The 14,985-nt window shown below is 72.8% G+C and carries 14 protein-coding genes; 6 read left to right on the plus strand and 8 right to left on the minus strand.

Annotated features, from left to right (window positions below; all coding sequences use genetic code 11):
* Window position 1: 1 nt before the first annotated feature.
* Entirely contained in the window at window positions 2–1,090 is a 1,089-nt protein-coding gene (locus Q0R63_RS15180) for a polyprenyl synthetase family protein (protein ID WP_295698979.1), read from the plus strand.
* Between the two features lie 4 nt (window positions 1,091–1,094).
* Here the strand turns inward: Q0R63_RS15180 and Q0R63_RS15185 are convergent, their stop codons facing one another.
* Genes Q0R63_RS15185 through Q0R63_RS15195 form a run of 3 tightly spaced genes read right to left on the minus strand, consistent with a single transcriptional unit; the run spans window position 1,095 to window position 2,249 of the window.
* Window positions 1,095–1,427, minus strand: coding sequence for a lycopene cyclase domain-containing protein (locus Q0R63_RS15185; protein WP_295698982.1), 333 nt, complete (start codon window positions 1,425–1,427; stop codon window positions 1,095–1,097).
* Window positions 1,424–1,807, minus strand: coding sequence for a lycopene cyclase domain-containing protein (locus Q0R63_RS15190; RefSeq protein WP_295698984.1), 384 nt, complete (start codon window positions 1,805–1,807; stop codon window positions 1,424–1,426). The genes Q0R63_RS15185 and Q0R63_RS15190 overlap by 4 nt, the downstream gene beginning before the upstream one ends.
* A gap of 22 nt (window positions 1,808–1,829) precedes the next feature.
* Window positions 1,830–2,249 (minus strand): Rv2175c family DNA-binding protein, encoded by a 420-nt coding sequence (locus Q0R63_RS15195; RefSeq protein ID WP_366521143.1) that lies wholly within the window; start codon window positions 2,247–2,249, stop codon window positions 1,830–1,832.
* Between the two features lie 151 nt (window positions 2,250–2,400).
* On the opposite strand from Q0R63_RS15195, the gene Q0R63_RS15200 reads away from it, so the two are divergent.
* From Q0R63_RS15200 to Q0R63_RS15210, 3 genes are all read left to right on the plus strand, one after another.
* Window positions 2,401–3,372, plus strand: a complete 972-nt coding sequence (locus tag Q0R63_RS15200; protein ID WP_295698986.1) for a LysM peptidoglycan-binding domain-containing protein — start codon at window positions 2,401–2,403, stop codon at window positions 3,370–3,372.
* A gap of 106 nt (window positions 3,373–3,478) precedes the next feature.
* On the plus strand, window positions 3,479–5,362 hold the full coding sequence (gene pknB / locus Q0R63_RS15205) for a Stk1 family PASTA domain-containing Ser/Thr kinase (protein WP_295698989.1): 1,884 nt from the start codon (window positions 3,479–3,481) through the stop codon (window positions 5,360–5,362).
* A 7-nt stretch (window positions 5,363–5,369) separates the two neighbouring features.
* On the plus strand, window positions 5,370–6,353 hold the full coding sequence (locus Q0R63_RS15210; protein ID WP_295698992.1) for a DMT family transporter: 984 nt from the start codon (window positions 5,370–5,372) through the stop codon (window positions 6,351–6,353).
* Between the two features lie 32 nt (window positions 6,354–6,385).
* Here the strand turns inward: Q0R63_RS15210 and Q0R63_RS15215 are convergent, their stop codons facing one another.
* From Q0R63_RS15215 to Q0R63_RS15225, 3 genes are all read right to left on the minus strand, one after another.
* Window positions 6,386–8,956, minus strand: a complete 2,571-nt coding sequence (locus Q0R63_RS15215; protein ID WP_295698996.1) for a WD40 repeat domain-containing protein — start codon at window positions 8,954–8,956, stop codon at window positions 6,386–6,388.
* A 142-nt stretch (window positions 8,957–9,098) separates the two neighbouring features.
* Window positions 9,099–10,157, minus strand: a complete 1,059-nt coding sequence (locus Q0R63_RS15220; protein ID WP_295698998.1) for a threonine aldolase family protein — start codon at window positions 10,155–10,157, stop codon at window positions 9,099–9,101.
* Window positions 10,158–10,215: 58 nt separating this feature from the next.
* Window positions 10,216–10,770, minus strand: coding sequence for a TetR/AcrR family transcriptional regulator (locus Q0R63_RS15225; RefSeq protein WP_295699010.1), 555 nt, complete (start codon window positions 10,768–10,770; stop codon window positions 10,216–10,218).
* Between the two features lie 23 nt (window positions 10,771–10,793).
* Between Q0R63_RS15225 and Q0R63_RS15230 the strand changes: the two genes are divergently transcribed.
* The gene (locus Q0R63_RS15230) at window positions 10,794–11,726 is read left to right on the plus strand and encodes an alpha/beta hydrolase (protein ID WP_295699001.1); all 933 of its coding nucleotides are present in this window, start codon (window positions 10,794–10,796) and stop codon (window positions 11,724–11,726) included.
* Here the strand turns inward: Q0R63_RS15230 and Q0R63_RS15235 are convergent, their stop codons facing one another.
* Window positions 11,727–12,572 carry a DNA-formamidopyrimidine glycosylase family protein gene (locus Q0R63_RS15235; protein ID WP_295699003.1) on the minus strand — a complete coding sequence of 282 codons (846 nt, stop codon included), beginning with the start codon at window positions 12,570–12,572 and terminating at the stop codon, window positions 11,727–11,729.
* A gap of 91 nt (window positions 12,573–12,663) precedes the next feature.
* Window positions 12,664–13,962, minus strand: a complete 1,299-nt coding sequence (locus Q0R63_RS15240; protein ID WP_295699013.1) for a class II 3-deoxy-7-phosphoheptulonate synthase — start codon at window positions 13,960–13,962, stop codon at window positions 12,664–12,666.
* A 160-nt stretch (window positions 13,963–14,122) separates the two neighbouring features.
* Between Q0R63_RS15240 and Q0R63_RS15245 the strand changes: the two genes are divergently transcribed.
* Window positions 14,123–14,959: a DUF1028 domain-containing protein gene (locus tag Q0R63_RS15245; RefSeq protein WP_295699005.1), complete on the plus strand. Its 837-nt coding sequence runs from the start codon at window positions 14,123–14,125 to the stop codon at window positions 14,957–14,959.
* Window positions 14,960–14,985 lie beyond the last annotated feature (26 nt).

Below are 14,985 nucleotides of genomic sequence, written 5' to 3' on the forward strand. Positions count from 1 at the left end.
CGTGAACGACCCTCTCGACCGGTCCGACCTGCGCAGGCGCGTGCAGACGGCGGTCGACGCGGAGATCGCCGGGCAGCGCGGGGTGCTCGGCGTCGTCGGCCCCGATCTCGGCATCCTCGTCGACGCCGTCGCCCGACTGCTCACGGGTGGCAAGCGGTTGCGGGCGGCGTTCCTCTACTGGGGATACCGCGCCGCCGGACAGCCCGACTCCGAGGCTCTGGTGCGGCTGGCGACGGCCATGGAGTTCTTCCAGGCCGCCGCGCTCCTCCACGACGACGTGATGGACCGCAGCGACACCAGGCGAGGTATGCCGTCAGCTCACCGCGCCATCGCCGGCCACCACGCAGAGGTGGGCTGGATCGGCAACAGCGACCGCTTCGGCGAGGCGGCCGCGATCCTCGCCGGTGATTTGTGCCTGCAGTGGACCGACGAGCTCTACTCGACCTCGGGCCTGCCCGCCGAGCACCTCGGGCGCGCACGCCGGACCTTCGACATGATGCGCACGCAGCTCATGGGTGGTCAGTACCTCGACATCCTCGAGTCCGCCCGCGGGTGGGACGGTCTCGATACGGCGGCACGAATCGCGTCTGCTCGCAACGTGATCCGTTACAAGAGCGCGAAGTACACGATCGAGCACCCCCTCCTCATCGGCGCGACCGCGGGCGGCGTGCCCGCGACGGCGATCGACGCGCTGTCCCGCTACGGGCTCGCGCTCGGCGAGGCGTTCCAGCTGCGCGACGACCTCCTCGGGGTCTTCGGCGACCCGGCGCAGACCGGCAAGCCGGCCGGCGACGACCTGCGTGAGGGCAAGCGCACCGTGCTCATCGCCCTGGCCCTCGGCGTCGCGGACGACGAGCAGCGCGCGCTCGTCGACAAGCTGCTGGGCCAGCCCGACCTGGACGCCCACGGCGTCGAGGAGCTGCGGGGGGTGCTCCACCGCACCGGCGCCGTCGACGGCGTCGAGGAGAAGATCGCGGCCCGGGTCAACGAGGCGGCCGCGGCCCTCGACGGGGTTGCCGAGCTCCTCGACCCGGAGGCCACCGAGGTGCTCCACTCCCTGATCGCCTCGTCCACCGCACGCGAGTCCTGACCTGTCAGTCCGCACCCGGGGAGCGCCGCCCCAGCCGGACCCAGAGGACGCAGGTGACCAGGACGAGGGCGAAGCCGAAACCGAGGTCCTCGAACGGCGCCCACGCGAGGCGGCCGTCGCCGACGAAGGGCACGTTGGCGTCGCCGATGATCGCGTCCGGGCCGTAGGTGACGATCCGTCGGCCGGTGAGCCAGCCGTTGGTCAGCAGCTGGAAGAACACGATGATCCCGTATGCCGCCCACCACTGCCGGGTGGCCACGAGCCGGGTGCGCAGCACCAGGACGTCGAGGACGAGCGCGGCCCCGACGCCGATGACGGCGGCAGCGGTGTAGGTCATCCCGGCCCACCTCGTCGACCGGCTCCCGTCGATCGGGGAGGTCGCGCACCTCGGTCTCGTCGTCCGTCTCGTCGCCGGGCGAGGACCACACCGACCGCCTCGTAGGTGAGCAGCCCGGCGAGGGGGATGACGAGGAAGAACGCCAGCTCCTCCAGGGGCAGGCCGAGGACCCGCACGGACAGGGTCTGCCCGGGGTCGAACGCCCAGTGTCCGGCGCGGGTCGCGGCGACGTCCCACACGACGAAGACGACGGCCACGGGAAGGATGCTGAGGGCCACCCGACGCAGCTGCCGCGCGAGGTCCAGCCGGAAGACGCGGTGCAGCGGGAGGGTGCCCACGAGGACGACCGCGAGCATCGCGGCATACGAGAGGTGACGCATCAGCCGACCGCCCGACCCCGGGTCAGAAGGCGAGCGTCTGGGCCCGCCGACGCACCTCGGCCTTGTGACCGGCGAGCAGCGCGTCCATCGGGGCCCCGGGCACGGGCAGCGAGTCGTCCGGGGTGAAGAGCCACCGGACGATCTCGACGTCGTTCATCCCCCCGTCGGCGAGGACGGTGAAGGTGCCCTTGAGCTCGGGCAGCGGACCCTCGTCGCCGATGAACTTGGCCGGGATGCTGACGACCCGGCGCGGCCCCGTGCGCAGCGAGATGACCTCGCGGTCGGCGATCATCTGCCGGACCCGCGCCAGCGACACGTCCATCCGCTCGGCGATGTCGGGGACGGTCGTCCAGTCCGAGACGAGAGCGGTCAGGGCGGCGAGGTCGTCCGCTGCGTCGGGGGTCAGAGCGGGCTCGGGAAGGGGCGGGGTGGCGCTGGACACGGCCACCAGCGTAGGTGAGGGCGGCAGCCGAGCACATCGCACCCCCGGACAGGTATATTCACAAAACCCACATTCGTCGCATACTGCTCATGTCTCACTCGCGCCCCAGAGCCGTCCGGCGCAGACACGCAACCGGAAGGACTCCTCCCCCATGTCACCCGCCGCAGCCGTCCCCGCGCTCCCACCACCCTCGGCCGTCATCCGTACGGGCACGACGGCGCCCGCCGGGTGGAGTCCCTACACGATCCGGTCCGGCGACACCCTCTACGACATCGCGGCCCGCACCGGCGCCTCGATCACGGCGCTCACGGCCCGGAACCAGCTACGCGACGGCGGCCGCCTCATCCGGATCGGCTCGACCCTGCTCGTCCCGGGTGGCCCCCCGACAACTGGCTCCCCGACCGCGGTCCGGGCGAGTCCGGCCGGGGCGCCCGCCGCGCAGGCAGCGAGGGCAGTTCCCGGTTCCGCGGGCTCGACGGGCTCAGGGGTCTCGAGCTATCGCGTGGCACCCGGCGACACGATCGAGGCCATCGCGCGCCGGACCGGCGCCAGCCAGAGCGCGCTCATCTCCGCCAACGGGCTGCGCGCGCCCTACCTGATCCGGATCGGGCAGGTCCTCACGATCCGCAAGCCGGTCGCGACGTCGGCCAACACCTTTACGGGCCGGACGTATCCGGACGCGACGATCGCCGCCGCAGCGACGGCTCGACAGTCGATCGCCTCGGCCCGCCCTCCCTCGCGGCAGCAGATGCGGGCGATCATCGTGGCGACTGCGGCTCGCTACGGCGTCGACCAGCGGCTCGCCCTCGCCATCGCCTACCAGGAGTCCGGCTGGGACCAGGGTCAGGTATCCGTCGCGAACGCGATCGGGGCGATGCAGGTGATCCCCAGCTCGGGCCAGTGGGCATCCGGGCTGGCCGGGCGCCGCCTCGACCTCCTGCTCGCGCAGGACAACGCCACGGCCGGCGTTGTCATCCTGGCCGCCCTGACCCGTTCGTCGTCGTCGCTGGACACGGCGATCGCCGGTTACTACCAGGGTCTCGGCTCGGTGCAGAAGCACGGGATGTATGCCGACACCGTGGGCTACGTCGCCAGCGTCAAGGCGCTGATGTCGCGGGTCTGACCCCCACGCCGGCCCGCGTGCAGTGACCGGTGTGACCGGTGTGACGGCCGGGACCACTGGGGCCAGCCTCCACGGGTTTGGGCCGCTGCCTTCGTAGACTCCGTGCATGACGTCGAGCGTGCGCCAGTCGACCGTCGGGCGGCTGCTCGACGGCCGCTACCGTGTGCTGTCGCACATCGCCGACGGCGGCATGGCCTCGGTCTACCTCGCGGTGGACGAGCGGCTCGACCGCGAAGTCGCCGTGAAGATCATGCGCCGCGAGCTCGTCTCGGACGAGACCTTCGTGTCCCGTTTCCGGCGCGAGGCCCGTTCGGCCGCCCGGCTGAGCCATCCGAACGTCGTCGCGGTGTTCGACCAGGGCGACGACGGGGACGACATGTTCCTCGCGATGGAGTACGTCCCGGGACGCACCCTGCGCGAGGTGCTCACCCAGGAGGGCCCGCTCACCCCGCGGGCGGCGCTCGACATCTTCGACCGCATCCTCCAGGCCCTCGACGCCGCCCACAGCGCCGGCCTCATCCACCGCGACGTCAAGCCCGAGAACGTCATCATCCGCGAGGACGGCGTCGTGAAGGTCGCCGACTTCGGGCTGGCCCGGGCGGTCACCGCCGCGACGACCAACGCCTCCGGCACGCTGCTCGGCACCGTCGCCTACCTCTCGCCCGAGCAGGTCGAGCGCGGCATCGCCGACGCCCGCTCCGACGTGTATGCCGCGGGCCTGGTCCTCTTCGAGTTGGTCACCGCCCGCAAGGCGTTCGACGGTGACACCCCCATCCACGTCGCCTACCAGCACGTCCACGGCACCGTGCCGTCCGCGTCCGCGATGGTCCGGACGGTCCCGACCGAGATCGACCGGCTGGTCGCGCTCGGCACCGCCCGCGACCCCGACCAGCGGCCGGCGTCCGCCGGTGACTACCTCGTCGAGGTCCGCCGGGCCCGGGCCCGCCTCTCGACCACCGAGCTCGACCTGCGTCCCGTCGATCCCGAGCGGGGCCTGGCCGCCGCGACGCCGACCACCCGCATCCCCGCGCCGACCCCGGTGCGTTCCACCTCGGCATACCGGACCCAGGCCCACCCCACCTCGGTGATCGACGGACCTCGCCGACGGCGGCGCTGGCCGGCCGTGCTCGCCCTGCTGGCCGCCCTCCTCCTCGCAGGCGGTGGCGCGGGATGGTGGTTCCTTGCTGGGCCCGGTGCGCAGACCCGCGTCCCGACCGTGGCCTCGCTCGACGAGCACGCGGCGGTCGCGGCGATCGAGCAGGCCGGGCTCAGCGCGAGCGTCAGGCAGTCCTTCGACGAGACCGTCCCGACGGGCCTCGTCATCAGCAGCGACCCGGGTGGCGCGGCGACGGTCGCCAGGCGCTCGACCGTCACCCTCACGGTCTCCAAGGGCCCTGAGCGGTATGCCGCGCCGACCCTCACCGGCACCGCCGCCACCGCCGCGCTCGCGACCCTCAGCGGCATTCACCTCGCCCTCGGATCCAGCACCGACGCCTACAGCGACAACGTCGCCGCCGGCACGATCCTGACCCAGGACCCCACGGCCGGCACCCTCCTCAAACCCGGTGCGACGGTCGCGATCGTCGTGAGCAAGGGCCGGCAGCCGATCCCCGTCACCGACTTCACCGGCAAGCCGGCGGCGGACGCCAAGAACGCGCTCGGCGCGGCCGGACTGACCGTCGTCGAGGGCCCAGCAGTGAACAGCGACACCGTCGCCCAGGGCTCGGTCGTCTCGCAGGACCCCAAAACTGGCACCCTCACCAAGGGCGGCACCGTGACCCTCGTCGTGTCCAAGGGGCCCGTGCTGGTCGCCGTGCCCGACACCGTCGGCAAGCAGCGCGGCGAGGCCGCCAAGCTCCTCCGGCAGGCCGGCTTCGCGGTGTCCTACAACGAGATCCTGGGCGGGTTCTTCGGCACCGTCCGCGGATCCGACCCGAGCGCCGGCACGATGGTGCGCAAGGGCGCGACCATCACGCTGACCATCGTCTGACGCACCCGTGATCTCCCCCGACCCCTCCGGTCGCTCCCCTGCCGTGCGCCGGACCGGTCTGCTCGCCACCGCCCTGCTGGTCGCCCTCACCGCGGTCTGGGGGTCGACCTTCTTCCTCATCCGCGACCTCGTCCGGACCGTCCCGCCGCTGGACTTCCTCGCCATCCGTTTCACCATCGCGGCCGTCCTCATGGTCGGCATCTTCTGGCGCCCGCTGCGCGCCCTCGGCCGCCGCGAGTGGATTCTCGGCGCCGGGCTGGGGCTGCTCTACGGCATCGCCCAGATCCTGCAGACCATCGGGCTGTCCCTGACGGACGCGTCGGTCTCCGGCTTCATCACCGGTCTCTACGTCGTGCTCACACCGCTGATCTCGGCCCTCATCCTGCGCGAGCGCATCACCCGCGTGACCTGGTATGCCGTGCTGCTCTCCACCGCGGGCCTGGCCGTCCTCTCCCTCAACGGCGTGCGCATCGGCGTCGGCGAGGCCCTGACCCTGGGGTGCGCCGTCATCTACGCGCTGCACATCATCGGCCTCGGCCGATGGTCGACGACGGCGCACGCGACCGGGATGTCGGCGGTCCAGATGATCGTGATCGCCGTCGTCTGCTGCCTGGGCGCCATCCCGGAGGGCATCACCTGGCCGCAGGGGGCCGGCCAGTGGGCCTCGGTGGTCTACATGGCGACGGCAGCGGGCGTGCTCGCGCTCTGGGCGCAGACCTGGGCCCAGGCCCGGCTGACCGCGACCCGCGCGGCGATCGTGATGACCCTCGAGCCGGTCTTCGCCGCGTTCTTCGCCGTCCTCTTCGGCGGCGAGTCGTTGACCGCGCGGATGCTCGTCGGCGGCGTCCTCGTCGTCGCCGCGATGTACGTCGTCGAGCTCGGCAGCCGCCCGTGGCGACGAACCCTCAACGCCGGCAAGGCTGCTCGCGGCAGTGGCCGGGCGGACGGCTCAGAGGTGCCGATCGAGTCCCGGCACCACGAGGTCGGCTGACGCATCGCAGGTCGGCCGCACGTGGATCCGGATCAGAACGCGTAGTAGCCGGCGAGGTCCACGAGGACGTCCGTGCTTCCGGCGGCGTTGGTGATCACCATCGCGCCCCGGGCGTCGACCGCGACCACGGCGGCATTCGCGACGGTCCGGCCCGCCGGGAAGTTGACGGACGACGACCCCGGGAGCGGCGTACCGGCCGGGTAGGCCACGAGGTAGCCGCTGGCGGTCGGGCTCACCGCGGTGAGGTTGACCGCGACGGCGCTCGTGCCACGCGGCAGGCCCGGCACCGTGACCGTGATCGACTGCCCGGCCCCCACCCTGACGCGCGGTGCGCCCGTCCCGTTGCGCGTGTCGACGATCCGGGCCGGCGGGACTGCCGTGAACGCCGCGCCCCGGGACCCGTAGGAGCCGGCCAGGTCGGCAACGACCTGGACGGTGCCCGACCCGCCGTTCTGGAAGGCGAGCGAGGACGAGCTGTCCGCGGCCAGCGTGACGAGGTTGGCGACGTCCTGCCCGGCTGCGAAGTCGAGGTTCGACGTCGCCGGCGCCCCGGCGAGGTAGTCGTAGGCGGTGAGCCAGCCCGCGCGGGTCGGTGCAACCGCGGTGACGTTGAGGGACAGCGCCCTGGCGCCGGTGAGGTCGACGGTCGCCGGCACGAGCTCGCCCACGGGGAGGGTCACCCCGATCCGTGCGACCGGCCCGGTGACCCCGCCCCGCCCCGTGCGGGTGTCGATGATCCGCGTCGGGGACACGCTCGCATACCGATATCCCGTGCCGGGCGCGACGTAGCCCTCGAGGTCGGCGATGACGTCGACGGTGCCGGCGCTGTTCGTGATGTCGACCTTCCCGCCGGGCCCGACCGCGACCGTCACGAGGTTGGCGATCGCCCCCGCCGTCGGGACGTTGAGGCTCGAGGTCGCCGGGCGGGCCGCGCCGGGCGGGTATGCCGAGAGGTAGGTGCCCGTCGTCGCACCCACCGCCGTGAGGTTGAGGGTCACCGCCGTGGTGTTCGCCGGCAGTCCGGGGACGGTCAGGACGATGGTCCCCGCCGGACCGAGGGGCGACCTCGTCGCTCCGAGACCGCTTCTCGTGTCGAGCACCCGCCGTGCCGACAGCGGGGTGTAGGTGCCGATGCCGACCGACCAGGTCCGCGCGCTCACGGCGCGACGCAAGGTGCCGGGTTCGGTGCCGGTGACGACGAGGGTGTGCCTCCCGGTCGCGAGCACCGGCGCCGTCCACGACGAGCAGGGGGTCGCCGCCGACCCGTCGAGGGCGCAGCCGAAGCTCGTCGCCGGGTCCATCCCCCCGGGGGCGATGGCGAATCCCGTGATCTGCGCCGAGCTCGTGAGTGTCGTGAGGACCGGCCGGTAGGCCTGCCAGACGCCGGTCCCGTCACCTCCGGTGCTCGGGACCGGAGCGAGCGGCCCGATCCCGCCGCTCCCGTCGACGGAGGCCTGCAGCAGCCCCGGCGAGCCGGCGGCTGTCGCCGTGAGCACCCTCGTGCCGTCCGACGACAGGTCGAACGCCTTGGTCGGGTGGAGGCTCTGGGCGACACTGCGCCCGAGCAGCGGACCCACGACGCGGGAGCCGGGGTCGAAGGCGTAGGCGGCATACACCTCGTCCGCGCCGTAGAGCACGAGCAGGTGACCGTCGGACGTCAGCCGGGGAGTGCCGCGCAAGCCCAGATCCGTGGCGGTGTCGCTGAGGACGTCGACGAGGAAGACCTCGTTGTCGTGCGACACCGTGAGGAGGGTCTGCGAGTCCGGCAGCCAGCCCATCGGCGACAGTCCGGCTGCCGCGCCGACGGTACGGACCGCGGCCCCGGTCGGTGACCCGAGGACCAGCTGCGTCGTCCCCCGCTTGGCCCCCGCCACGGCCTCGGTCCACGCCAGCGTCGAGCCGTCGGGGGACCAGGTCAGCCCGGAGATCGGCTGGTCGTTCGCATAGAGGATGTCGAGGTCGCGGCCGCTGCCGCCCGCCAGGTTGTAGAGCACGACCTGTGCCGCGCCCGGGCTCTGCCACGCGGTGACGACCTGACGACCGTCCGGCGAGACCGCGACGTTCTGGTGACCGGGGTCGGCCGCCAGCCCGACCGGGTCGCCGCCGCCGACCGGCAGGCTGACGAGGGCCTGGTCGGGGTCGGTCGCGATGATGCTCTCGCGCGGGGACGTCGCCGTCGCGGGGGTCGACGGGGGACCGGCAACCGCCGGGCTCCCGCCGCTGAGAGCGGTGACCCGGTAGAGGGCAGCGGCCCCGGGAGTGAGGGCGAACAGGTCGCCGTCGTGCCGGCGTGCGGTGCTCGCCGGGTCGGTGGTGAGGGTCGTCACGTCCTGCCAGCTCGTGCCCCCGTCGGTGCTGCGGCTGACCGTCGCCGCACTCTCCCCCACCGCGTCCCATGCCACCGCGACCCCGAGCGCGCTGGCGGTCGCCGTGACCCCGGTGGGCGCGGGTGGGGCGGCCGTCGCGGCGGGCAGGAAAGCGCTGCGGCCGAGCTCGACGCGGGCCCCGAGGGCGGCGGCCGGGACGGCGAGCGCCGAGAGGGTCACGCCCAGCGTCGTGACGACGACGGCGGCACCCCGGACGAGTGCGGTGTTGCGGCGCATCGGTGGCGTCCTTCTCCAGACCTCGTCCGTTGGCGCCCAGCGGTCGTCGAGCGACTGCCAGTATGGCGGCGGCTCGCGCCGTCGAACCGTTCTGGCCGCAACGTCGGCCGAACGGACGACCTCGATCCGGCCGACCGGGCGATCAGGAGGTCGGGCCCGACCTCAGCAACCGGGTGACGACATCGATCGCGTGGTCCGTCCCGGCGTCGTCGACGTCGAGGTGCCAGACGAGCCGGACGGCCTTGGCGCCGACGGCGTAGAACCGCACGCCCTCCTCGAGGGCGGCGGCGACGAGGGCGGCCGACGCCCAGCCGGCGACGGAGACGTCCATCACGAGGATGTTGGTCTCCACGCTCGTCGGGTCGATCGACCCCGGCGCCACCTCGGCGAACGCGACCGCCGCACGCCTGGCCCGGGCGTGGTCGTCGGCGAGCCGCTCGAGGTGGTGCTCCACGGCATACAGGCCACCGGCGGCGAGGATCCCGGCCTGACGCATCCCGCCGCCGTAGCGCTTGCGCCAGATCCGCGCCTCGTCGATCGCGTCCCGGGCTCCGACGAGCACCGAGCCGACCGGTGCCCCGAGCCCCTTGCTGAGGCAGACCGACACCGTGTCGAACTCCTGGGCGTAGTCGGCGAGCGGGATCCCGGTCGCGACGTGCGCGTTCCAGAGCCGCGCACCGTCGAGGTGCATCGAGACGTGCACCTCCCGGGTCGCCGCGCGGACCGCGCGGATCGCCTCGAGCGGCTGAACCGTCCCGCCGCCGAAGTTGTGGGTGTTCTCCAGCACGACGAGCGCGGTGTTGACCTGGTAGGCGCCGGCTCCGGTGATCATCAGGTCGATCGGCTGCTGCGGGTCGAGCAGCCCGCGCTGCGAGACCCAGGTGCGAGAACTGATACCGGAGAACACCGCTGCGGCGCCGAGCTCGGCCCGGACCACGTGCGCGAGCGAGTCGCAGATCATCTCCTCGCCCGGCCTGACGTGCAGCCGCAGCCCGAGCTGGTTGGCCATCGAGCCCGTCGGGGTGTAGAGCCCGGCCTCGTGCCCGAGCAGCTCGGCGACGCGGTTCTCCAGGGCGTTGATCGACGGGTCCTCGCCGTAGACGTCGTCGCCGACCTCCGCGGCCGCCATGGCCTCGCGCATCGCCGGCGTCGGCTTGGTGAGGGTGTCGGAGAGCAGGTCGGCACGCACGGGACTCGTCACGCCGGTCAACTTACCGACGCCGGGGCGACCACCACGCCGAGGTCCGTATGCCGGGTGGTCACCCGCGCGCGACGAGGGCCCCGACCAGAGCCACCAGGCGCCTCCGGGCCACGCGAGGACCGATCACCCCGAGCATCACCTCCTCACGCAGCGACCCCGCGACACCGAGCACGGCCGACGCGACGGCCTCGACGTCGACCGCCGGCACGAGGTCGGACACCTCCGCCGCCACGGCCGCCCGGGCGCGCGCGAGCCCGGCGGCATACTGAGTGCGCACAGCCGCATCGTGTCGGGTGACGACGAGCAGGCTCGTGGCCGCGAAGGCGAGGTCCAGCTCGTCGGGTGTCCGCGGCAGCGCGGCAGCGAGCAGCGCCACGAGCCGCTCCTGAGGGTCCCTCGCCGCGACGAAGGCGCGATGCACCCTCGCGTCGACGTGGCGCAGGAGGAGCCCGGCCGAAGCCCTGAGCAGGTCGGCACGTGCAGGAAAGTGATGCTGCACAGCACCTTTCGACACCCCTGCCTCGGCGGCCACGAGCCCGAAGGTGACGGCGTCGAGGCCCCGCTCGGAGGCGAGCGCCAGCGCGGCGCGGGCGATCCGGTCTTCTGGTGGCATCTGGTTCACGATACGATCGTATCGTGACATTCACCATCGACGATCCGCAGATCGGCCCACCCGAGAGCTCCGTCGGCTACTTCCGCTCCCGAGAGGCGTTCACGGCCTTTGAGGACGTCTACAGCTCCGGTCTCGCTGCGCTGCCCCCCGCGCACTCGCGCGTCGCGCCGACTCCTTTCGGCCGCGTGGCCGCCCACCGCTTCGAGGCTCAGCCCGGGGCAGATCCCGCAGCAGCGCCCCTGGTGCTGCTGGCCGGGCGAATGGCGTCCACGCCGATGTGGCGCGCGAACCTGCCCGCACTGACCCGGGACCGGACCGTCTGGTCGCTCGACAGCCTCGGTGAGCCCGGCGCCTCGACACAGACCGCGCCGATCAGGACCCCCGACGACCAGACGGCGTGGGTCGACGCCGCCCTCGCGGCGCTCGAGCTCGACACCGTGCACCTCATGGGAGTGAGCATCGGGGGATGGCTGACCCTGCAGGTGGCGATCCGCCGTCCCGGGCGAGTCGCCTCGGCCATCGTGCTCGACCCCATGGCCACCTTCGCCCCGATCGGCTGGAAGATGATCGTCGTGTCGTTGGGCAGCGTCGTGCCGGGGATGCCCACCCGGCTGCGGGACCGGCTCCTCAGCTGGACCGCGGGAGGGGCGAGCACCGGTGACGTGCCAGAAGCCCGGCTCATCGCGGCCGGCATGGCCGGTTACGCCGGCCGGCTGCCGCTGCCGACGCGACCGACCTCCGCCGAGCTCGCCGGCCTCACCGTGCCGACGCTCGCGCTCCTCGCCGGCCGCACCATCGCCCACTCACCTCGCACCGCCATGTCCACAGCCCGCACCGTGCCCAACGTCGAGGCGGAGCTGTGGCCGCAGGCGACCCACGCGATCAACGGCGAGTACCCCGAGGAGCTCGCGGCCCGCGTCAACCGGTTCGTCGCCTCGCGGGCGCGGTGGAGCTGACTACTGCTGCTCTTTCGGGCACCACCACGTCGTCCGGCCCCCGACGGTCGCCCGCTGCATCTCGGCCCCGCACCGCGGGCAGTGCTCACCCGACCGTCGGTGCCGGATGATCTCGCCCGTGTGGACCCCGCCGTGGCGGATGGCGAGGCGGGTCGCCTTGCGCAGCTGCCGTCTCAGCTCGTCGAGCTCAGCGGTGTCGAGCTCACCCGTGCGTCGTTGCGGCGAGATCCCGGCCTGCCACAGGGTCTCGTCGGCGAGGAGGTTGCCGACGCCGGCGATCGCGTGCTGGTCGAGCAGCCGCGCCTTCACCGGCGCACGGCCCCTGCCGATCCGGGTGCGGAAGTCGTCGCGGCCGATCTCGGCGGCGTCCGGTCCGAGCGCGTCGAGGTCGGGTTCGAGGCGCACCCGCCCGAGCCGTCGGGTGTCGAGCAGCCGCATCGAGCCGCCGTCCTCGAAGTTCAGCGTGAACCGGAACCACACCTCCTTGCGCGGCCGCCCCCGCGAGCGGCCCGTGCCCACGTAGTCGCCACCCACGTGTTCCTTCGCCGAGTCGCCGTCCGCGTCGGCCGGGGGGGCCACGAGGATCCGCCCGCTCATCCCGAGGTGGATCCCCAGGCGCGGTCCGGGGGCAGGCGACCCGTCCGGTCCGGACGTCTCGCACCACATCGTCTTGCCCTGCCGGTGCGCCGACGTCAGCTGCCGGCCGACCAGGGCGTCCCGGATCTCGCCGGGTCGGTGGGGTCGGCACTCGTAGGTGTCGGTGTCGTCGACGTCGGCGATCGTGCGCTGCAGCGCCGCCTTCTCGATGACCTTGCGGGCGGACTCGACCTCGGGCAGCTCGGGCACGGACCCAGTCTCTCCGAGCGGCCGGAGGCGCGCCACGGACCCCGGGCACCCGGCATACGGGCGGGGGTGGGGCGAGAGCAGGCGACGCCCGTCAGTCGCGGCCGAGCATCTCCGCCACGAGGAACGCCAGCTCGAGCGACTGCTGGTGGTTCAGGCGCGGGTCGCAGACCGTCTCGTAACGGCTGCCGAGGTCGGCGTCGAGGATCTTCTCCGCGCCCCCGAGGCACTCAGTGACGTCGTTGCCGGTGAGCTCGACGTGGATCCCGCCGGGCACGGTGCCGAGGTCCTGGTGCACGTCGAAGAACCCGCGCACCTCCTCCACGACGTCGTCGAAGTTGCGCGTCTTGTAGCCGCTCGTCGACTCGAAGGTGTTGCCGTGCATGGGATCGCATACCCACGTCACTTGGGCGCCGGACGCGGTGACCGCCTCGACGATCCGCGGCAGCGCGTCGCGCACCGTGCCGCAGCCCATCCGGGTGATGAGGGTGAGCCGGCCGGGCTCGCGGTCGGGGTCGACCTTGTCGATGATCTTGAGCAGGTCGTCCGGTTCGGCCTTCGAGGAGACCTTGATGCCGATCGGGTTGCGGATCCGCGAGACGAAGTCGATGTGCGCGCCGTCGAGATCGCGGGTGCGCTCCCCCACCCACACGAAGTGCGCCGAGGTGTCGTAGGCCAGGCCGGTGCGCGAGTCGATGCGGGTCATCGGGCGCTCGTAGTCGAGCAGCAGCGCCTCGTGCGAGGCGAAGAACTCCGTCGTGCGCATCGTGTCGAAGTCCGCGCCGCACGCGGCCATGAACTTCATCGCCTTGTCGATGTCGTGGGCCAGCCGCTCGTAGCGGGAGTTCGCGGCGTTGGTGACGAAGCCCTTGTTCCAGTCGTGGACGTGACGCAGGTCGGCGAAGCCACCGGTGGTGAAGGCTCGCACGAGGTTCAGCGTGGAGGCGGCGGTGTGGTACGCCCGCACGAGCCGTTGCGGGTCGGGCACCCGGGCGACCTCGTCGAAGGCGAAGTCGTTGACCATGTCGCCGCGGTAGGCCGGCATGGTGACGCCCTCGCGGGTCTCGGCGCCCGAGCTGCGCGGCTTGGCATACTGCCCCGCGATCCGCCCGATCTTGACCACCGGCACCGAGGCGCCGTAGGTAAGGACCGCCGCCATCTGCAGCACGGTCTTGATCCGGTCGCGGATGTTGTCGGCCGTCGCGTCGGCGAAGGTCTCGGCGCAGTCGCCGCCCTGGAGCACGAAGGCCTCGCCGCGGGCGGCCGCAGCCAGCCGCGTGCGCAGGACATCGCACTCACCGGCGAAGACCAGCGGCGGGAAGCTCGCCAGTGTCTCCACCGCAGACCGCACCGAGGAGGCGTCCGGCCACTCGGGCTGCTGCGCGGCGACCAGCGTGGCGCCGGCCTCCTCGAGCTCAGCCTGGAAGAGGGCACTGTCCTGCGGGGTCACCCCAGAAGTCTAGGAGGGGACGGCAACCGGACCGCGCAGGGTCCGTATGCCGAGCGTCGAGCTCTCGTGCAGGCCAGCTCGGTCGCTACTAAGGTCAAGGCCCATGACCTTCTCGATCGCCGTCAGTCATGGGGACGCGGTGGGCGTCGCCGTCGCCAGCAAGTTCATTGCCGTCGGGGCCATCGTCCCCGAGGTCCGGATCGGCGTCGGTGCCGTCGCCACCCAGGCGTCCGCCAAGGTGTCCTACCGTGCCGATGTCCTCGCCCTGCTCGCGGGTGGGCTCGACGCGGAGTCGGCCGTGTCCCGCGTCACGGCGGCGGACGCGGGACGGGAGAACCGCCAGCTCGGCGTCGCCACGTCGACGGGGGCCGCGACCTACACCGGCTCCGAGTGCTCGGACTGGGCCGGCGGTATGGCGGGCGGCGACGACACCGTCGGGCACTACGCCATCCAGGGCAACATCCTGACCGGCGCCGACGTCGTGCACGCCATGGAGGTGGCCTTCGTCCAGACCGTCGGTATGCCGTTGGACCGCCGGCTGCTGGCCGCCCTCCTCGCGGGCGACGCCGCGGGCGGCGACTCCCGGGGGCGGCAGGGCGCGGCCCTCGTCGTCCACGCACCCGGCGCCGGCTACGACGCCGGCGGCATCCTCGTCGACCTCCGGATCGACGACCACCCTCAGGCGCCCCAGGAGCTGGCCCGTCTGCTCGACCTCCACGACCTCTACTTCGGGGAGCCGCAGGACGTCCAGCCCCTCACCGGCGAGCTCGCGGACGAGGTGACCCGACGCCTCGCCGCGCTCGGTCACACCGGTGACGACGTCGACGCGGCGCTCGAGTCGTGGTCGGGCGTGGAGAACTACGAGATGCTCCTGGTGCCCGGAGGCATCGACGCCCGGGTGCTCGAGGCACTGCGGGCCGCGACTCCCGACGTGGCCTGACCGCGGTTCTACCTCGACGGCCGGCG

Source organism: Lapillicoccus sp. (assembly GCF_025353065.1).
Lineage (GTDB): Bacteria > Actinomycetota > Actinomycetes > Actinomycetales > Dermatophilaceae > Lapillicoccus.

Coding starts and splice junctions, on each gene's coding strand:
- Q0R63_RS15185 (WP_295698982.1), bottom strand. CDS start 1,427: ATGACCTACACCGCTGCCGCCGTCATCGGCGTCGGGGCCGCGCTCGTC.
- Q0R63_RS15190 (WP_295698984.1), bottom strand. CDS start 1,807: ATGCGTCACCTCTCGTATGCCGCGATGCTCGCGGTCGTCCTCGTGGGC.
- Q0R63_RS15200 (WP_295698986.1), top strand. CDS start 2,401: ATGTCACCCGCCGCAGCCGTCCCCGCGCTCCCACCACCCTCGGCCGTC.
- pknB (WP_295698989.1), top strand. CDS start 3,479: ATGACGTCGAGCGTGCGCCAGTCGACCGTCGGGCGGCTGCTCGACGGC.
- Q0R63_RS15215 (WP_295698996.1), bottom strand. CDS start 8,956: ATGCGCCGCAACACCGCACTCGTCCGGGGTGCCGCCGTCGTCGTCACG.
- Q0R63_RS15225 (WP_295699010.1), bottom strand. CDS start 10,770: ATGCCACCAGAAGACCGGATCGCCCGCGCCGCGCTGGCGCTCGCCTCC.
- Q0R63_RS15245 (WP_295699005.1), top strand. CDS start 14,123: ATGACCTTCTCGATCGCCGTCAGTCATGGGGACGCGGTGGGCGTCGCC.